This is a genomic window from Pseudomonas batumici, from assembly GCF_036585405.1.
Classification (GTDB): domain Bacteria; phylum Pseudomonadota; class Gammaproteobacteria; order Pseudomonadales; family Pseudomonadaceae; genus Aquipseudomonas; species Aquipseudomonas batumici.
The window spans coordinates 1,511,906-1,529,841 of the sequence record NZ_CP144470.1 but is presented as its reverse complement, the minus strand read 5'-3'; the positions used below and the strand labels follow the sequence as shown (position 1 = coordinate 1,529,841).

Here is a 17,936-nt window from a genome sequence, read left to right as displayed (position 1 = left end):
GACAAGTGATGCTCGCTCGTTTCAAACCCTCTTTCACGATTCCCGCTACCGGCTTGCTTGTACTTCTGCTCGGCGGTTCAGCGCTTGCGGCTCAGGCCGCGGTGAATGTCGAAGACCTGGATGCCGGGCGCTTCGATCGTCTCGCCGCAACCCATGGCGATACGAGCTCCGGGTACTCACTGCGCAACACCGATTTCACGGTTGATGATTTTCAGAAGATGAAGGAACTGCAGAAGCGCAATGCCGACGAACTGGAGAACCTGAAGAAGATCATCAATGACCAGGCTCGTGTCATCGAGGAGTTCAAGCGCAATAGCAGCTCGAGTTCCAACTCGAACAACAGCGATCTTTCCGGCCTCAAGCGCAGCGTGAGCGATCAGGATCGCAGTATCGACAAGCTCAGTCGCGAAGTGGACGATCTCAAGCGCAGCTCAGGTTCGAGCTCCAGTTCGAATTCCAGCGAACTGTCCAGCCTCAAGCGCGATGTCAGTGATCAGAAGCACGATCTGGATAGCCTGAAACGTAGCGTCGATGACCTGGGTAGAAAGGTGAAGTGATGACAGTCCCCAGGCTGCTCATTTAAGTCCAGGTACCTGCCTTGAACGTTCCCATGCTCCCGCGTGGGAACGCTCAATCCGTCAGGAGACGGCCGACTTCGGTGGGCGTCGGGTTCTTCCTGGCTTGCCGGCCGAAGCCTTGCGCTTCTTCTTCCAGGGCGCCGCGCCTTGTCCCGCCATCCCGGTCGGCAGGGCGATCTGCAACTTCAACTCGACACAGCGTCCCACCTGCTTGCTCATCCAGGCGGCCTGCTTGGCGACAAACTCTTCCAGGCTCATCTCGCCGCTTTGCACCATGTCCAGGGCCTGTTCCCAGATCGCCGTGGTGCCCGGGTCGGCAATCGCCCGCGGTACCGCATCGATCAGGCTGAAGGCCGCCGGGGTCGCTGACAGGCTTTTGCCGTGCTTGACCAGGTAACGTCGATCCAGCAAGCCCTGGATGATGCCTGCACGAGTGGCCTCGGTGCCGATGCCGGTGGTGTCCTTGAGTTTCTGCTTGAGGCGCGGGTCCTCCACATAGCGGGCGACGTTTTTCATCGCCTTGATCAGGTCGCCTTCGGTAAAAGGCTTCGGCGGCTGGGTCCAGAGGTCCTTGAGCTCGACCCGGCTCACCGCGCACTCGGTGCCTTCGCGCAGTGCCGGCAAGGCCTGTGGCTCGGGGGATTCACGTCCCTTGGCCGGTGCCAGGGCTTCAGGCAAGGCACGTTTCCAGCCGGGTTCGACGACCTGCTTGCCCACGGTCCGCAGCGCCTGTGCCGCGCAGTCGAAATCGGCCTGGGTGCGGTCGTATTCGTGATGGGGCAGGAACTGCGCCAGGTAACGGGCGCGAATCAGGCTGTAGACGGCTCGCGGCTTGCCCTGCAAACGGTCGAGGCTGGCACCCGTGCCCGTCGGGATAATGCCGTGGTGGGCCGTGACCTTGGCATCGTTCCAGGCTCGCGAGCGGCGCGTCGGATCGAGATACGGCGCCAGTTTGCCCAGGCTCGGATCAGCCCGTTCCAGCGCCGCCAGTACCCGGCCGGCATCGCCGTGCTGGCTCAGGGGCAGGAAGCCGCAATCGCTGCGCGGGTAGGTGATGACCTTGTGGGTTTCGTACAGCGCCTGGGCAATATCCAGTGTCTCCTGGGCGCCCAGCCCGAGCCTTTTCGAACACACTTCCTGCAGGGTGCCGAGGTCGAAGGGCAGGGGCGCGGGCTCGCGAATCCGCTCGGTCTTGAGCTTCACCACCGTGGCGCCGGACGCCGTGCCCATGGCGCTCGCGGCCTGTTGGGCGAGGGCCTGGTTGAGGCAGCGGTCCTGATCGTCGCAGGCGTCCTGCGGGGCGCGCCACTGGGCGACAAAGGGCTGGCCGTCGTGCAGCAGGTGCACATCGATCGCCCAGTAGGCCACCGGCACGAAGTCGGCGATGCTGCGGTCGCGGTCCACCACCAGGCGCAGGGTCGGGGTTTGCACGCGCCCCACCGGCAGCACGCCCTGGTAGCCGGACTGGCGGCCGAGCAGGGTGAACAGGCGACTCATGTTCATGCCGATCAGCCAGTCGGCCCGCGAGCGTCCCAGGGCCGAATGATAGAGCGAAAAGGTTTCGCCGCCGGGCTTGAGCACCGCCAGCGCCTTGCGGATCGAGGCGTCGTCCAGTGCCGACAGCCAGAGCCGCTGGATCGGCCCGCGATAGCGACAATGTTCCACCAGTTCGCGGGCGATCATTTCCCCTTCGCGGTCGGCGTCGGTGGCGATCACCAGTTCCCGGGCTTCGCCCAGCAGGCGCTTGACCGCCTTGTACTGGCTGGCGGTCTTGGGCTTGACCTGCATCTTCCATTTTTCCGGAACGATGGGCAGGTCGGTCAGCACCCAGCGTTTGTAGCGGGCGTCGTAGGCATCCGGCGGGGCGGTTTCCAGCAGGTGGCCGATGCACCAGGTGACCGTGGCATTCGGGCCCACCCAGCAGCCGTCGCCACGGCGCGTGGCACCGAGCACCGCGGCAATGTCTTTGGCCTGGGAAGGCTTCTCACAGAGGAACAACCGCATAACCACCTTGTTTCGTCAGCGCCTGGCAAGGGCTACAGGATGCTCAGTGTTGGCGCGTCGGGCAACCTTTATATGTATAAATATACAGTTTTGTTGCCGAAACGTTGGTCAGGATCAGGGGCCGAGCTGTCGAAGTGCTTTACCGAAGTCGATGGGAAGGGTAAATAATGGCGCGCTTTTTTTCATCTGAGGCGACGCCATGATTACCTTCAAACAGCTGGAAGCCATCTACTGGATCGTCGAACTGGGCAGTTTCGAAGCGGCCTCGCTGAAACTGAACATGTCCCAGTCGGCGATTTCCAAGCGTGTCCAGGAGCTGGAGGACGCCTTCGACGTGCCGATTTTCGACCGCTCGAAACGCAGCGCGCGGTTGACGGAAAAAGGCACCGAGCTGTTCGAGCATGCGGCCGAAATGCTCCGCCAGCGCGACTATCTGCTGGAGCGCATCAGTTCCCGGGAGGTGCTGGTCAGGCGCTTCCGCCTGGGGGTGACCGAACTGACAGCCCTGACCTGGTTGCCCGCCCTGGTGGAGCAGATTCGCGAAGCCTACCCCAAGGTGGTGCTGGAGCCTTCGGTCGAGCTGAGCTCCGAGCTGTTCAAGAAGCTGGAGAACGATCAGCTCGACCTGATCATCGTGCCGGATGTCTTCGACGACGCACGCTTTGTCGCCACGCCGCTCAAGACCGTGGAAAACGCCTGGATGTGCGCGCCGGACTTGTATCGCGAATCCGCGCCGATGGACCTTCAGGCCTTGTCGGCCTATACCGTGCTGACCCAGGGCGGCAGTTCGGGTACCGGCCTGGTCTACGAGCGCTGGCTGGCGCAGCACGATGTCCGCCTCAATCGCACCTTGATCAGCAACTACCTGGTGGCCCAGATCGGCCTGACCATTTCCGGCGTGGGCATCAGCTACCTGCCTCGGCAATGCCTCGCGCCCTTGATCGCCCAGGGCCGATTGCGGGTGATCGAGACCCGTCCGGGACTGCCGCAGATCCGCTATGCCGCCGTGCATCGGGCCGATCGCCTGCAGGGCCTGAGCGTGGAAGTGGCGCGCCTGGCACATCAGTGCTGCGATTTTGGACGTCTGCTGCTGCAGGCATGAGCCGACTCGTCTTTTCCAATTTTTATGAATAAAAGCGATGTTTTTCAATAGAAAAATATCGCTAAAAGTATTGGCTGGCCTTTCTTAAGATCGATCCAGGCCCACACGGGTTTCTTCGTTCAAGGAGGTCATCATGTCTTTCCCCGGTTCGCGCATTCTCACCTCGCCAGCCCTGGCGTCCGCTTCGCTGGTCGAGGCCTTTCGCAACGTCGTCACCCCGCATATCAGCGACAACCTCGGCCGGCATATCGGCGCCCGCGGCCTGACCCGCTACAACCGTAGCGGCAAGCTGGTCGGCACGGCGCTGACGGTCAAGACCCGTCCCGGCGACAACCTTTACATCTACAAGGCCCTGACCCTGCTGGAGCCCGGCCATGTGCTGGTCATCGATGCCCAGGGCGACAGCAACAACGCGGTGATCGGTGAACTGATCAAGCTCTATGCGCAGCAGCGCGGCTGTGTCGGCTTTATCGTCGACGGTGCCATCCGCGATGTCGCCAGCTTCGAGGACACGCCGTGCTACGCCCGCAGCGTGGTGCATTGCGGGCCCTACAAAAGCGGTCCGGGGGAAATCAACGTGCCGGTGTCCATTGGCGGGATGATCGTCAATCCGGGCGACCTGATCGTTGGTGACGAGGACGGTCTCGTGGCGTTTTCCCAGGCGGATGCCGAACAGGTGCTGGTCAAGGCGCGCCAGCACGAGGCCCACGAAGAACAGGTCAAGGCCGAGATCGCCAGCGGCGCGATCGACCAGTCGTGGCTGGACAAGGTGCTGGAAAAAGCCGGCCTGGCGAACTGAGGAGAAGACCCATGAGTCAATCATTGCTGTCGAACCGCGTCCTCGCCATCGAGCCGTCACCGAGTATCGCCGCCAACGCCCTGGTCACGCAGTTGCGTGGTGAGGGCCGGGACATCGTCAACTTCACCATCGGCGAACCGGACCTGGACACGCCACGGCATATTCTCGAAGCCGCGCAACAGGCGATGTTCAGTGGCGAAACCCATTACACCGGTACCCCGGGAACGCCGGCGTTGCTCAAGGCCATCGTGCAGAAGCTGGCTCGCGATAATGGCCTGAGTTACCGCGACGACGAGGTGATCGCCGGGTGTGGCGGCAAGCACATCATCTACCATGCGTTGGCGGCTACCCTGAACCCGGGCGACGAGGTCATCGTCCACACGCCGTACTGGGTGTCCTACCCGGATATCGCCCGGCTCAACGAGGCGACCCCGGTGATCATTCCCGGTGACGAATCCAACGGCTTCAAGCTGCTGCCCCAGGCGCTCGAACAGGCGATTACACCACGGACCAAATGGGTGATTCTCAACACCCCCAACAACCCCAGCGGGGCGGTGTACAGCGAAGCCGAATTGCAGGCGCTGGCCGAGGTGCTACGTCGGCATCCGCAGGTGTTGATCATGTCCGACGAGATCTACGAACACTTCGTCTATGGCACTGCCCGGCATGTGTCTTTCGTGGCGGCGGCCGCCGATTTGCAGGCACGCACCCTGATCGTCAACGGTGCTTCCAAAGGCTATGCCATGACCGGTTGGCGCCTGGGCTTCGCCGCCGGCCCGCGGTGGTTGATCGCGGCCATGGGCAAGTTGCTGTCGCAGACCACCACCTGCCCCAGTTCGGTCAGCCAGGCGGCCGCCGTCGCGGCGTTTGCCGGCGACCAGGCGCCCATCGCGCAGATGCGCGAGCTCTATGTCGAGCGGCGCCGGCGGATGCTCGAACTGCTGGCCGACATCCCCGGGATCGGTTGCACACCGCCCGACGGAGCGTTCTATGTCTTCGCCAACGTTTCAGGCCTGATAGGCAAGGTCACGCCGGACGCTCAACGCCTGGAGAGTGACGGGGATGTGGTGGCGTATTTCCTGCGCGAGGGCGGGGTCGCCACGGTGGCGGGCAGCGCCTATGGCCTGTCGCCGTATGTGCGGCTGTCGTTCGCCAGCGCCATGGAGGTGATCGAGGAAGGTTGCCAACGGCTTCGACGCGCCTGCCAGGCGTTGCGCTGATTGACCGCAGAGTCGACGGCGTCGCCGCGTTGAAGCGGCTTACAACAACAAACACTGCCCGAAACAGTCCTGGTTTTTTTCAGAGGCATTCCATGCAAAAGCCACGTATTCCCCTCGTCCTGCAAATCCTCATCGGCCTCGCCGCCGGCATCCTGGTGGGGGCGCTGTTGCACCGGTTTCCGGAGTCGCGTCCCTGGTTGATCGACAATGTGCTGCAACCGGCGGGCGATATCTTCATCCGGCTGATGAAAATGATCGTCGTGCCTATCGTGTTCGCCTGCATGGTGGTGGGCATCGCCGGCAACGGCGACGGCAAGTCCCTTGGCCGCATCGGCGTGCGGACCCTGCTGTATTTCTTCACCATCACCACCACCGCGATCATCGTCGGGCTGGTGCTGGGCAACCTCTTGCAGCCGGGCGCCGGAACCGACCTGGCCAGCCTGAAGGCGGTGGCGGTCAACGTGACGCCGGCCAGTGCCAGCGGACATGGGCTGGGGCAGATCCTGCTCAATATCATTCCGGACAACGTGATCGATGCCATGGCCAAGGGCAGCCTGCTGCCGGTGTTGTTCTTCGCGGTGATGTTCGGCCTGGGTGTCTCGGGGCTCGGTGAAGAACGCAAGCGGCCCTTGATCGACGCCTTGCGCGGGGTATCGGAAGGGATGTTTCGCGTGACCTCGATGATCATGGCCTATTCGCCCATCGGCGTGTTCGGGATGATTGCGGTGACGGTGGCAAACTTCGGTTTCAGCTCGTTGTTGCCGCTGATCAAGCTGATCCTGGTGAGCTACATCTCGATCATCGTCTTCGCGCTGGTGGTCCTGGGCAGTGTGGCACGGTTGGCCGGGGTGCCGTTCTTCGGGCTGATCCGGCACATCAAGGATGAGTTGATCCTGGCGTTTTCCAGCGCCAGTTCCGCCGCGGTGATGCCGCAACTGATGGCCAAGCTGGAGAGCTTCGGCGCACCGCGTTCACTGGTGAGTTTCGTGGTGCCGGTGGGGTATTCGTTCAACCTGGACGGTGCCTCGCTGTTCCTCGGCATCGGCACCTTGTTTGTCGCCCAGCTCTACGGGATCGACCTGAGCATCGGCGAACAGGCGCTGCTGGTGGTGACCATGGTGCTGACCTCCAAGGGCGCGGCGGGCGTGCCCGGGTTCATGTTCGTGATTCTCTCGGCGACCCTGGCCAGCGCCGGCCTGCCCCTGGAGGGCATTGCCTTTATCGCGGGCGTCTACCGCCTCATGGATATGCCGACCACCGCCCTGAATGTGTTGGGCAACGCCCTGGCGCCACTGGTCATTGCGCGTTGGGAGCAGCGCACGCTGGCGTCTCGGGCCGCTGCGGCGAAGCCGTTTGCGCCGCCACGGTGATGACGGGCACGGGTAGACAACAAGGCGATTCAGGATTGTCCCTTAAATAGAATCAATTATTCTCGATTTTAGGTAATTGTTCCTTTTTTCTTCGTGGCCTAAAGTTCATTCCAAGCCGGCAGCACAGACATCCAAGCGGATGAAGCGCCGAGCTTCCGGACTACTCAGACCTTCGACAGCCAAAAGGAACTCGCCATGTCTATTCGTGAACTGCTCAACCCAACCAACTCCACCCTGATCCTGATCGACCACCAGCCGCAGATGTCCTTCGGCGTGCAATCGATCGATCGCCAGACCTTGAAGAACAACACCGTGGGCCTGGCCAAGGCGGCGAAGATCTTCAACGTGCCGACGATCTACACCTCGGTGGAAACCAAGAGCTTCAGCGGCTACATCTGGCCTGAGTTGCTGGCAGTGAACCCGGGCGCACAGCCGATCGAGCGCACCTCGATGAACTCCTGGGAAGACAAGAAGTTCGTCGAAGCGGTGAAGGCCACCGGTCGCAAGAAGCTGATCATGGCCGCACTGTGGACCGAGGTGTGCCTGAACTTCCCGGCCCTGGAAGCCTTGGCCGAAGGTTTCGAGGTGTACATCGTCACCGACGCTTCCGGCGGTACCACCCAGGAAGCCCACGACATGTCGGTGCAGCGGATGATTCAAGCCGGCGCGGTACCGGTGACCTGGCAGCAGGTACTGCTGGAGTTCCAGCGTGACTGGGCTCACAAGGAAACCTACGACGCGGTGATGGACCTGGTGCGCGAGCACAGCGGCGCCTACGGCATGGGCGTGGACTACGCCTACACCATGGTCCACAACGCGCCAGCGCGTCAGGTCAAGTAATGACGTGAGTCGGGCGCGCCAGCCGCGCCCGACGCCTCATTGCCTCGAGCCTTAGCCAGGAGAGCTGAGATGATCGCCACCCCCTTGTTGCCCTCGCGTACTTCGGCTGACTGGGCACTGCTCTGGTTGCGCCTGAGCGGTTCGGCCCTGCTGTTGCGGGTCCATGGCCTGCCCAAGCTGCTGGACTTCCAGCACCAGTTGAGCTTGATCGAAGACCCTTTCGGCCTGGGGGCGCACCTGACCCTGAGCCTGGCTATTTTCGCCGAAGTGTTGTGCCCGTTGCTGATCATCCTCGGCCTGCTGACGCGCCTGGCCACGCTGCCGGTGCTGTTCCTGCTGCTGGTTTCACTGGTGTGGGTACACCCTGAGTGGAGCCTGGCCGAAGGGCAGTTCGCCTGGTTGCTGGTGATTGTCTTCGCCGCCTTGCTGATCGGTGGCTCAGGAGCCTTCTCTTTGGATCGGTGTTTGGCACCGTTCACTCGCCTGGGGAGTCAACGCCCATGAATATCGAATTGCTGGATGGCGTGGTGACCCTGCTGGTCCGCCACCGGATCAAGCAGGGCCAGGACCAGGCCTATGAAGTCTGGCTGCGCCGCACCATCGCCATGGCTCGCAGTTATCCGGGGCACCTGGGCATCGATGTGGTGCGTGGGCACAGCCACGGCCAGACGCTGTTTACCAGCGTGCTGCGTTTCGCCTCGACCGATCAACTGCAACACTGGCTGGACTCCGACGACCGCCGAGGGTTGGTGGAAGAGGCCCAGCCCATGCTGGCCGACGGTGACCAGACCGAGGTCAACGCCGAGCGCGAGTTCTGGTTCACCCCGGCCGAAGTGGGTTCGCCCAGTCCGGTACCGCGCTGGAAACAGGCCAGCGTGACCTTCCTGGTGATCCTGCCGCTGAGTTTCCTGGTGCCGATGTTGTGGCGCCCACTGTTTGCCCGGTTGCCCTGGCTGGGCGGCTACGTGCAAGCCAATGTGCTGATCACCCTGAGCATCGTGTTGCTGGTGGTCTATGTATTCATGCCCCGTGTCACCCGTTTGTTCAGCCGCTGGCTGCAACCGGCCAACCACTGATTTCGCTGACCGTTACATTCCGTCAAGCAAGGAGAACTGATATGAGCAATGTGATCGCTGACCTGATTCTGCACAACGGCCGCCTGCACACCGTCGACCGCGCCCAACCCAAGGCCACGGCGGTGGCGATCAAGGACGGTCGCTTCATCGCCGTGGGCAACGACGCCGAGGCCATGGCCCTGCGCGGCAGCGCAACGAAGGTGATCGACCTCAAGGGCCGCACCGTCATCCCCGGCCTCAACGACTCGCACCTGCACCTGATCCGTGGCGGCCTGAACTACAACCTGGAACTGCGCTGGGAAGGCGTGCCTTCGCTGGTGGATGCGTTGCGCATGCTCAAGGACCAGGCCGAGCGCACTCCGGCGCCGCAATGGGTGCGGGTGGTGGGGGGCTGGAACGAATTCCAGTTCGCCGAAAAACGCATGCCGACCCTGGAAGAACTGAACAAGGCGGCGCCGGACACCCCGGTATTCGTCCTCCACCTGTATGACCGCGCCTTGCTCAACCGTGCGGCGCTGCGAGTGGTGGGTTACAACCGCGACACGCCGAATCCGCCGGGTGGCGAGATCGTCCGTGATGCCCGGGGCGAGCCGACCGGCATGCTGATCGCCCGGCCCAACGCGATGATTCTCTACTCGACCCTGTCCAAGGGGCCGAAGCTGCCGCTGGAGTATCAGGTCAACTCGACCCGCCAGTTCATGCGTGAACTCAACCGCCTGGGCGTCACCAGCGCCATCGATGCCGGCGGTGGTTTCCAGAACTACCCGGACGACTATGAAGTCATCAACGAACTGGCGGCCAAGCAGCAACTGACGGTACGGATCGCCTACAACCTGTTCACCCAGAAACCCAAGGAAGAGCTGGCGGACTTCAAGAACTGGACCAGCAAGGTCACCTACGGCCAAGGCGACGACTTCCTGCGGCACAACGGGGCAGGGGAGATGCTGGTGTTTTCGGCGGCGGATTTCGAGGACTTCCTCGAACCCCGTCCGGACCTGCCGCAGACCATGGAGCAGGAACTGGAACCGGTGGTCCGGCATCTGGTGGAGCAACGCTGGCCGTTCCGCCTGCACGCTACCTATGACGAATCCATTTCGCGGATGCTGGATGTCTTCGAGAAGGTCAATCGCGACATTCCGTTCAATGGCTTGCCATGGTTCTTCGATCACTGCGAAACCATCACGCCGAAAAATATCGAGCGGGTGCGGGCGCTGGGCGGCGGTATCGCCATTCAGGACCGCATGGCGTTCCAGGGCGAATACTTCGTCGAGCGTTACGGCGCCAAGGCCGCCGAGGCCACTCCGCCGATCAAGCGCATGCTCGCCGAGGGCGTGCCGGTGGGTGCGGGCACCGACGCCACGCGGGTGTCGAGCTACAACCCCTGGACCTCGCTGTACTGGATGGTCAGCGGTCGCACCGTGGGCGGGCTTGAGCTCTATCCCGAGGGCCTGTCGCGGGAAACCGCGTTGGAGCTGTACACCCATGGCAGTGCCTGGTTTTCCTCGGAGCAGGGCAAGAAAGGCCAGATCAAGGTCGGGCAACTGGCTGACCTGGTGGCGTTGTCGGCGGACTATTTCAGTGTCGAGGCCGAGGCCATCAAGTGGATCGAGTCGGTGTTGACGGTGGTCGACGGCAAGGTGGTGCACGCGGCGGGTGACTTCGACAAGCTGGCGCCGCCCATGCTGCCGGTGACCCCCGACTGGTCGCCGGTGGTCAAGGTGCCGGGACACTGGCGGCCGAACTCGCCGTTGCAGGCCCAGGTGCACCAGTGCAGCGGTCCTTGCGGGGTGCATGCCCACGGTCATGAACGGGCACGGATGTCGAATGTGCCGGTCAGTGACTTCCAGGGTTTCTGGGGTGCCTTTGGCTGTTCGTGTTTCGCGTTCTGAGTCCAGGCAAAGTGTCCGTATCGCCGAAGGTATTTCGGCGATACGGCGACCTTAAACGATTCGATCGTCAGCTCTCCGGCGATCAGCACACCACCGGAAATCTCCATCGGCTGGAGTGTCACCGCGCCGTAGACCACCAGTTTGCCTTTCGGGCTCAGTACCTGTAGCAGGCGGCCGGCGTAAGCCCCGCCCAATACGTCGAGGCCCAGGCGCACGTTCAGTCCCTGCAGGCGCTGCTTGGCCAGTGCAATGTCTTCGCCCTCTACGATCACATGGTCGCAACCACGGGTCTCCACGCCTTCAAGGCGGCGGACCAGCCCCACCGTCTTCAAGCCCTTTTCTTCGCCAGCACAAACAGCCACTGTGATAAGCCCGAAGTTGCCGAGTTGAGGGCAATCGCATCGCCCGGCTTGAGGTCCACGTATTCGCTGAGCAGTAGAGAGGCGGCCGGGCTGACCCAGGGGGCTTTTTATGCCCACTTCAAGTCCAAGGAAGCCTTGGCCACGCAAGCTCATCGTTACCTGCAACAGGGCAGCCGGGATCGATTCATGGAGGCCAGGCGGGTGTCGGGGGATGACTTGAAGGCCTATGTCGATCTTTACGTATCCGAGGCCAATCGTGACGGTTCGACAGGTTGCCCGATGGCGGCCTACGCAGGAGAAGTCTGCCGCCAGGGACGGGAAATACAGGAGCTCTTCACTGAAGGGTTGGAAGGGATGATCAATGCCCTGGAGGCGACATTACCCGAGTCGTTGACTGCGGACGAAGCCCGGCGCAAGGCGATTACACTGGCGGTCACGAGGGTGGGGGCCGTGACGCTGGCGCGTGTCAGCCGCCATTCACCGGCGTTGTCCGACGGGATTCTCTCTTCGGTCAGGCAGGAGCTGCTGGGCGAAGGCTCCTGATAGTGCGTGTTGACGGACGCTGGAGCCTTTACGTCGGGTTGCCGATCAGCCGTGCTGGCAAGCATTGCCCAGGCGGATGAAGTTCATTTCGTGGCGCACGCCCTGGTTGTCGACGTAGACCACGTGCCCTTGCACCGGGCCACAGTCGGACGCGGCGGCGCTGTCGGCGCGCACGGCCTTGGCGAGGTCGAGGTCTTCGGAATAGTCGTAGGGTTCGGCGCTGGTGCTGACGGTCGCCCCCTGGACGGGGTGCGTGGCCGGCGCGTTGCCTTGGGCGGTCGCGACCAGGCTGAACAGCGACAACAGGATAAACAGAAGATATTTCATGGCGGTCTCCGGGAAGACATCCCCTCACCGTGAAAGTGGCGAGGCAGTGGGTGTCATCTTACGAAGCCCTTCGGCACTGGCGGAACGGATCCTTGCCAATAGCGAATATCAGCGTGATCGATACTGGGGGGAACACGGATTTTGCAGCAGCAGGGCTTGCCCCTGTGGAGACCTTGGAAACGCCACGAAACCTTGTAGGAGCCAGCTTGCTGGCGATGAGGCCGGTAAGTCCTGCTGGACTATCCGGCCTATCGGTGGAACACCGCCCGCAGCAAGCCGGCGCCTACAAGCTGACCTTACTTGCCGCCCAGTGCGCCACCGGCTGCGCCGCCGAGGCCGGCACCGATGGCCGCGCCGGTCTTGCCGCCCAACTGGTTACCCAGCAGCGAGCCACCGGCTGCGCCGAGGCCACCGCCAATGGCGGCCTTGGTTTTCTTGCCTTTCTTGGCGGCCACCGCGCCACCGGCCGCGCCACCCAGGCCCGCGCCGACCGCTGCGCCGGTGCTGCCGCCCATCTTCTGACCCAGGACGTTGCCCAGGGCGCCGCCCAGACCACCGCCGACCGCGGCCTGTGTGCCGCCTGCGGCCATGGCGCCTTGGGCAAACAGGGCGCTCAGGGCCAGGACGGTAAGTGCTTTACGCATGTTGCAAACCTCGAAGGAAAATGGAGCGGCAATTGTCGCCGTCCCGGGTTGGCGAAGCAAATACTGTTGTCGGTGATATCAAGCTATCCGACGGATCGTTTCTGGAATAAGAAACGGCTGTTTGTGCCCCATCATGGCTCACGCCAAACCATGAAAAACATGTGGTTATTGAAGGACTTATGTCAATAAGCCATTGAAAAAATTCTTGTTACATATTGTCGCAGTGGGGTAATATGCGCCCCGCGTTCACCTACCACGGTTTATGCATTTTTGAGCCCCAAGCGTCCATCAGCCGCTTGGGCTTTTTTTTGCCTGGGGTTTGCCTGCCGGCTTCATCGTGCAGTGGTGGCACGCGTGGGAGAGGGAGTCTAGGGCTTACCTTGACCGCAGCACCCTCCAACCCGCTCTGTCGAGGCGGCTTTTCTCTTTGTGACATGGATCGTTATGACTCACTACCCCTCAGTGCATTGGACGGCCGGTCCGAACGTACTCTCAGCAAAAAATGCAGAGCATCTGTCAGGTAAGTGCAGTGCCGACTCAGGTGTCAATACCAACGAATGGTCAGCTCCCAACGCCTGACCCATGTTGAACGTACAGCAGACCGCCGTCCTGCAGGCCACTGTCGCTCAGGGTGAAGTCCGGCGGAGGATCTTATAAATGACAAGGAGGATAGGATGCGGGTTCTTGGTTGGTTGAAATTTATATTGATGGCCATCGGATTCATTGCGGTTTTTAAATATAGCTTCATGGCATTGATCCCCTTTGGCAGTGATTCTGATGATGACCTATCTATCAAGGTTTATCCGTCTCCAAACGGAGGGTACAGCGCTGCCCATGTCTGGAAGGCGGGAGGGGGAGCGATAGCGCCGTATTGTTCGGATAGAATTTTTGTTTTCAATAGTTTGTTGGATGTCGGTGAGGTTGTTAAAAAACCTGACTATCAGGTTTATTCAGCCGAGTGTGATACTTTTTCTGATCATGAGGCATCTCCGAAAATACGCTGGGAGTCTGATCATGATCTTCAGGTCGATTTCGCGATTGCTGCGACGCGAATGTACAGCCGCCAAGTGGATCTGCGGGGCTTTGACGCAGCGGGGGCCATACGGATAAAGTTTTCTGCTTATCGCTGACAGTGGATTTCAAATGATGAGCGATTGCACACAAGGCTCAGGTTACTGAAAGGTTGGCCGATAACCGATTGCCACTTTTTCGGCGACCTTATGCCAGCCGATACCAAGTTGCCCCTTGGGCCTTCGATACCGAATCGGCTGTTCAAAGTATTACCCTCCAACAGGAAGTTGAAATGCCTCAACGAAAGTTTCCCATCAAAGTGTTCCCTTTGCTGTTTAGCGCTGCGGTACTGCTGGGCGGCGTGCCGGCCTTCGCCGCATCCTCCTTGAATGACTATGTCGCCTGTGACAAACACTCTCTTTCCGTCATTGAGCAGCCGCTGTTCAAGGGTTTGATCCCCACAAAAACCGAGAACGGTTTCACCCAACCCGTGGGCGGAACCAAAAGCCAGCTGGGCCAGCGTTGGATGTTTGACAAGCCCGTCACCCTCGACGGCGTGAGCCTGACCGGCTTTTACGCCGAAGACATGGACATGATGGGCTCTCGCCTTATCAGTTGGGGCTTCTATACCGAGCAAACGCCCAAGGAGCTGTTCGAGGTACTCGAAAAGCACCAACACACGGGGGCGGCGGACGCGGGCGGGGTCTATGCACGTGCTGAAATCTGGTCGCATACGCAACGTGCCTGGGAGCCGGAGAGTCCTCAGAGCAATTCGGGGAAGCTGGTGATCGATACAGCCGAACGGGTGTTCCTGATCGAACCGGCTTCCAGTGACTTGCCCAAGACCAGCAAAGGCATGTTGACCTGTTCGATTCAGGGCAATGTCATCGAGCCGATGCTGGTGGATAGCCGACCTGACCTGATCGCACACGCTCACTAGGTTTTTACTGGCATCTTCATCGTGTTATTACGGGAAAATTTCGAGCAGAAAACCTGACTTCCACGGATGCTCGTGGCCGGGGTCCAGCCTCGGCCATGGCCCGTTCCCCAAACAACGGCGAGGCCATTACAAAACCTCATACCCCCATGACTTTTAATAGTTACAGACCCCGCCAACCCCAGTGATAAAAAAGCGCAAACACCCGCTCATTCATAACAACAAAGAGCATTTGCGCCATGATCATGAAAGAACAAGACCTGTATATCGGCGAAGGTTTCGAAGGCCCCGGCGTGAACGCCGCCCATATCAATATCCTGATCGGCCCGCGCAACGGCCCGGCCGGCCAGGCCTTCGCCAACAGCCTGGCGTCGCCGAGCCAGGGCCATTGCCCGTTCATGGTGATCGCCCAGCCGAATATCCCGGTCAAGCCCATGACCCTCTACGTCAACAAGGCCGCCATCGGCAGCGACTTCCACGGCAATGCCACCTGGGGCGCGTCCCAGGCCGGGATCGCCAAGGCCGTGCTCGAAGCCTTGCTCGACGGCACCCTGCCGGCCGAAGCCGAGGACCAGTGGGCCATCGTCACCGCCAACTGGGTCAACCCTTCGTGCGATGACCTCGATGCCGTCTACCTGAACAACTACAACGCCTGCCGCACAGCAATCCGCGCCGCCCTGAACGGCCTGCCGGTGCGTGCCCAGCTCGCCGATGTGGTCGATCACGTCGCCAACCCTTTCTATACCCCGAAAGCCTGAGGGCCGCGCCATGCAATACATTCGTCTGGGCAATTCCGGCCTGCAGGTGTCCAAACTGTGCCTCGGCACCATGAACATGGGCACGCCGGACTGGAAGCCGTGGATCTTCGATGAGAAGAAAAGCGAACCGATCGTCAAGCACGCGCTGGACAACGGGGTGAACTTCATCGACCTGGCGGACTTCTATTCCGCCGGGGTCGGCGAGGAAGTGGTGGGGCGCATCCTCAAGCGCCTGACCCGCCGCGAAGACATCGTGGTGACCACCAAGGTCGGCTACGGCACCCGCAGCGGGATCAACGCCGGCGGCCATTCGCGCAAGCACATCATGGACAGCATCGACGCCTCCCTCAAGCGCCTGGACATGGATTACGTCGACATCTTTATGCTGCATTACTTCGACGTGAACACCCCGGTCGAGGAAACCATGAACGCCCTGAACGACATCGTGCGCTCCGGCAAGGCTCGCTATATCGGGGTCTCGACCATGCTCACCGGGCAGTTGGCGAAGATCCTCATGGCCTGCGAACGCAACGGCTGGGTCAAGCCGATCAACATGCAACTGCAACTGAACTGCGCCTATCGCGAAGAAGAGCGCGAGATGCTGCCGTTCTGCCGTGACCAGGGCCTCGGGGTCTCGGTCTTCAGCCCGCTGGCCCGTGGCCTGTTGACCGGCGACGTGCAGTCGACCCGCAACCAGACCGACTTCTTCACCCAGCAGATGTACAGCGACGAAACTTCCTTCGAAATCGCCCATTCGGTGCAGCGTGTCGCCCGCCGTCGCGGTGTGTCGAATGCGCAGATCGCCCAGGCCTGGGTGGTCAATCACCCGGGCGTGGATTGCATGCTGGTGGGCGCCGACACCACCGAGCAGTTCGACAGTGCCCTGGCGGCCCTGGAGACCCGGCTGGATGCCGACGAGCTGTACGAGCTGGAACGCAACTACACCCCCTGCGACGTGATCAACGACTACACCGCCGGCAAACGTATCCTGCGCTCGGCCCGTCCGGCCCAGCCAGCCTTCAGCTTGACCGAGGTCGTGGCATGAGCGAACTGATCCGCACCGGAAACTACATCGACGGTCAATGGACCCGTGGCGGGCCGACTTACCCGGTGCTGAACCCGGCCAATGGCGAGTTGATCGTCCAGGTCCAACGCGCCGGTGCCGAGGCCACCGAGCAGGCCATCGCCGCCGCCGAGCGCGCCTTGCCGGCCTGGCGCAAGCTGACCGCCAAGGAGCGCAGCGTGCGCCTCAAGCGCTGGAGCGAACTGATGCTGGGCAACCAGCGCGAGCTCGCCACCTTGCTTAGTCGCGAGCAGGGCAAGCCCCTGGCCGAAGCCATGGGCGAGGTGGTCTATGCCGCAAGTTTCCTCGAATGGTTCGGGGAAGAGGCCAAGCGGGCCTATGGCGATGTGATTCCGAGCCACAAGGCCGACGCGCGGATCATCGTCACCAAGGAAGCCATCGGCGTCGTCGCGGCGATCACCCCGTGGAACTTCCCGCTGGCGATGGTCACCCGCAAGGTCGGTCCGGCCCTGGCCGCCGGTTGCACGATGATCCTCAAGCCTTCGGAGGAGACGCCGCTGTCGGCCTTTGCCCTGGCGGTACTGGCGGAGCAGGCGGGGATTCCGGCCGGGGTGTTCAACATCGTTTCCGGCGATGCGGTGGCTATCGGTGGTGCGTTGCAAGCGTCATCGGTGGTGCGCAAGCTGTCCTTTACCGGCTCGACCCGCACCGGCAAGCTGTTGATGCGCCAGGCGGCCGACACCTTGAAGAAGGTTTCTCTGGAGCTGGGCGGCAATGCGCCCTTCATCGTGTTCGACGACGCCGACCTGGACGCGGCGGTGAAGGGGGCGATGGCCTCGAAGTTCCGCAACACCGGGCAGACCTGTGTCTGCGTGAATCGCTTTTTCATTCAGGACGGTGTCTACGAGGCCTTCACCGCCAAGCTGGCGGAAGCGGTCAAGGCGCTGCGGGTCGGCAGTGCGCTGGACGGTGAGACCGAGCAGGGGCCGCTGATCAACAGCGCCGCATTGGGCAAGGTCGAGCAGCATGTCGGCGATGCGCTGGAGAAGGGCGCCAGGCTGCTGTGCGGCGGTCGTCGCCATGCCCTGGGCGGGACCTTTTTCGAACCGACCATTCTGACCGAGGTCGCTGACGGCATGCTGATCGCCCAGGAAGAGACCTTCGGTCCGGTGGCGGCGTGTTTCCGCTTCAGGGACGAGGCCGAGGTGCTGCGTCGGGCCAATGACACGCCATTCGGTCTCTCGGCGTATTTCTACAGCCGCGATATCGGTCGCGTCTGGCGCATGGCCGAGGGGCTCGAGGCCGGGATGGTGGGGATCAACGAAGGGATCATCTCCACCGAAGTGGCACCGTTTGGCGGTATCAAGGAGTCGGGCCTGGGACGTGAAGGCTCGCATTACGGCCTGGACGACTACCTGGAAATCAAATACCTGCTGATGGGCGGCCTCTGAG

19 protein-coding genes are annotated in these 17,936 nt (G+C 61.8%); 15 read left to right on the top strand and 4 right to left on the bottom strand.

Going from position 1 to position 17,936, the window contains the following annotated elements; genetic code table 11:
- Positions 1-8 precede the first annotated feature (8 nt).
- Positions 9-557: a hypothetical protein gene (locus tag NUH87_RS06640; RefSeq protein WP_338525307.1), complete on the top strand. Its 549-nt coding sequence runs from the start codon at positions 9-11 to the stop codon at positions 555-557.
- A gap of 81 nt (positions 558-638) precedes the next feature.
- Here the strand turns inward: NUH87_RS06640 and NUH87_RS06635 are convergent, their stop codons facing one another.
- Entirely contained in the window at positions 639-2,582 is a 1,944-nt protein-coding gene (locus NUH87_RS06635; RefSeq protein ID WP_338525306.1) for a DNA topoisomerase III, read from the bottom strand.
- Between the two features lie 199 nt (positions 2,583-2,781).
- On the opposite strand from NUH87_RS06635, the gene NUH87_RS06630 reads away from it, so the two are divergent.
- The 8 genes from NUH87_RS06630 (at position 2,782) to NUH87_RS06595 (ending at position 10,878) form a co-directional block, all read left to right on the top strand.
- Positions 2,782-3,684, top strand: coding sequence for a LysR family transcriptional regulator (locus NUH87_RS06630; RefSeq protein ID WP_338525305.1), 903 nt, complete (start codon positions 2,782-2,784; stop codon positions 3,682-3,684).
- Between the two features lie 133 nt (positions 3,685-3,817).
- A complete protein-coding gene (locus NUH87_RS06625) occupies positions 3,818-4,483 on the top strand; it encodes an RraA family protein (RefSeq protein ID WP_040069559.1) in 666 nt (221 codons plus the stop codon).
- Positions 4,484-4,494: 11 nt separating this feature from the next.
- Positions 4,495-5,703, top strand: a complete 1,209-nt coding sequence (locus tag NUH87_RS06620; RefSeq protein ID WP_338525304.1) for a pyridoxal phosphate-dependent aminotransferase — start codon at positions 4,495-4,497, stop codon at positions 5,701-5,703.
- Positions 5,704-5,795: 92 nt separating this feature from the next.
- Positions 5,796-7,073, top strand: a complete 1,278-nt coding sequence (locus NUH87_RS06615) for a cation:dicarboxylate symporter family transporter (protein ID WP_338525303.1) — start codon at positions 5,796-5,798, stop codon at positions 7,071-7,073.
- Between the two features lie 195 nt (positions 7,074-7,268).
- The gene (locus tag NUH87_RS06610; RefSeq protein ID WP_040069652.1) at positions 7,269-7,913 is read left to right on the top strand and encodes a hydrolase; all 645 of its coding nucleotides are present in this window, start codon (positions 7,269-7,271) and stop codon (positions 7,911-7,913) included.
- Positions 7,914-7,982: 69 nt separating this feature from the next.
- Positions 7,983-8,417, top strand: a complete 435-nt coding sequence (locus NUH87_RS06605) for a DoxX family protein (RefSeq protein ID WP_338525302.1) — start codon at positions 7,983-7,985, stop codon at positions 8,415-8,417.
- Positions 8,414-8,989 carry an antibiotic biosynthesis monooxygenase gene (locus NUH87_RS06600; RefSeq protein WP_338525301.1) on the top strand — a complete coding sequence of 192 codons (576 nt, stop codon included), beginning with the start codon at positions 8,414-8,416 and terminating at the stop codon, positions 8,987-8,989. Before NUH87_RS06605 ends, NUH87_RS06600 begins: the two co-directional genes overlap by 4 nt.
- Positions 8,990-9,039: 50 nt before the next feature.
- The gene (locus NUH87_RS06595; RefSeq protein ID WP_338526743.1) at positions 9,040-10,878 is read left to right on the top strand and encodes an amidohydrolase; all 1,839 of its coding nucleotides are present in this window, start codon (positions 9,040-9,042) and stop codon (positions 10,876-10,878) included.
- Here NUH87_RS06595 and NUH87_RS06590 read toward each other — a convergent pair.
- Complete coding sequence (locus tag NUH87_RS06590; protein ID WP_338525300.1) at positions 10,791-11,210, bottom strand: hypothetical protein; 420 nt, start codon at positions 11,208-11,210, stop codon at positions 10,791-10,793. The genes NUH87_RS06595 and NUH87_RS06590 overlap by 88 nt on opposite strands.
- Before the next feature lie 78 nt (positions 11,211-11,288).
- Between NUH87_RS06590 and NUH87_RS06585 the strand changes: the two genes are divergently transcribed.
- Positions 11,289-11,783, top strand: a complete 495-nt coding sequence (locus tag NUH87_RS06585) for a TetR/AcrR family transcriptional regulator (RefSeq protein ID WP_338525299.1) — start codon at positions 11,289-11,291, stop codon at positions 11,781-11,783.
- A 45-nt stretch (positions 11,784-11,828) separates the two neighbouring features.
- Here the strand turns inward: NUH87_RS06585 and NUH87_RS06580 are convergent, their stop codons facing one another.
- Entirely contained in the window at positions 11,829-12,110 is a 282-nt protein-coding gene (locus NUH87_RS06580; RefSeq protein WP_338525298.1) for a DUF2790 domain-containing protein, read from the bottom strand.
- Between the two features lie 296 nt (positions 12,111-12,406).
- On the bottom strand, positions 12,407-12,754 hold the full coding sequence (locus tag NUH87_RS06575) for a hypothetical protein (RefSeq protein WP_040069550.1): 348 nt from the start codon (positions 12,752-12,754) through the stop codon (positions 12,407-12,409).
- 674 nt (positions 12,755-13,428) lie between these two features.
- On the opposite strand from NUH87_RS06575, the gene NUH87_RS06570 reads away from it, so the two are divergent.
- The 5 genes from NUH87_RS06570 to NUH87_RS06550 all read left to right on the top strand — a co-directional run bounded on the left by NUH87_RS06570 (position 13,429) and on the right by NUH87_RS06550 (position 17,935).
- A complete protein-coding gene (locus NUH87_RS06570; RefSeq protein WP_338525297.1) occupies positions 13,429-13,884 on the top strand; it encodes a hypothetical protein in 456 nt (151 codons plus the stop codon).
- Between the two features lie 173 nt (positions 13,885-14,057).
- A complete protein-coding gene (locus NUH87_RS06565) occupies positions 14,058-14,705 on the top strand; it encodes a hypothetical protein (RefSeq protein WP_338525296.1) in 648 nt (215 codons plus the stop codon).
- A gap of 242 nt (positions 14,706-14,947) precedes the next feature.
- Positions 14,948-15,460 (top strand): formaldehyde-activating enzyme, encoded by a 513-nt coding sequence (gene fae / locus NUH87_RS06560; RefSeq protein WP_338526742.1) that lies wholly within the window; start codon positions 14,948-14,950, stop codon positions 15,458-15,460.
- 10 nt (positions 15,461-15,470) lie between these two features.
- Positions 15,471-16,505, top strand: a complete 1,035-nt coding sequence (locus tag NUH87_RS06555) for an aldo/keto reductase (RefSeq protein WP_338525295.1) — start codon at positions 15,471-15,473, stop codon at positions 16,503-16,505.
- Positions 16,502-17,935 carry an NAD-dependent succinate-semialdehyde dehydrogenase gene (locus NUH87_RS06550; protein ID WP_338525294.1) on the top strand — a complete coding sequence of 478 codons (1,434 nt, stop codon included), beginning with the start codon at positions 16,502-16,504 and terminating at the stop codon, positions 17,933-17,935. The genes NUH87_RS06555 and NUH87_RS06550 overlap by 4 nt, the downstream gene beginning before the upstream one ends.
- The last annotated feature ends 1 nt before the right edge of the window (position 17,936 follow it).